Below are 552 nucleotides of genomic sequence, written 5' to 3'. Positions count from 1 at the left end.
ATATCCGCAGCTTCGGTGACTGGCTTAGCCCCGTTACATCTTCCGCGCAGGACGACTCGATCAGTGAGCTATTACGCTTTCTTTAAATGATGGCTGCTTCTAAGCCAACATCCTGACTGTTTTAGCCTTCCCACTTCGTTTTCCACTTAGCCAATCTTTGGGACCTTAGCTGGCGGTCTGGGTTGTTTCCCTCTTGACGCCGGACGTTAGCACCCGACGTCTGTCTCCCAAGCTCGCACTCATCGGTATTCGGAGTTTGCAATGGTTTGGTAAGTCGCAATGACCCCCTAGCCATAACAGTGCTCTACCCCCGATGGTGATACTTGAGGCACTACCTAAATAGTTTTCGGAGAGAACCAGCTATTTCCAAGTTTGTTTAGCCTTTCACCCCTACCCACAGCTCATCCCCTAATTTTTCAACATTAGTGGGTTCGGACCTCCAGGGCGTGTTACCGCACCTTCATCCTGGCCATGAGTAGATCACTTGGTTTCGGGTCTACACCCAGCGACTGATCGCCCTATTCGGACTCGATTTCTCTACGGCTTCCCTAT

Annotated in this window: 1 rRNA gene; it reads right to left on the bottom strand. The window is 50.9% G+C overall.

Annotation, left to right across the window (positions count from 1 at the left end):
- A 23S ribosomal RNA gene (locus AC1RDJ_RS28400) occupies nucleotides 1–552 on the bottom strand; the annotation flags it as partial.

The organism is Janthinobacterium sp. GW822-FHT07H10, assembly GCF_058798675.1.
The sequence above is the reverse complement of the archived record's forward strand: the minus strand, read 5'-3'. Positions and strand labels throughout refer to the sequence as shown.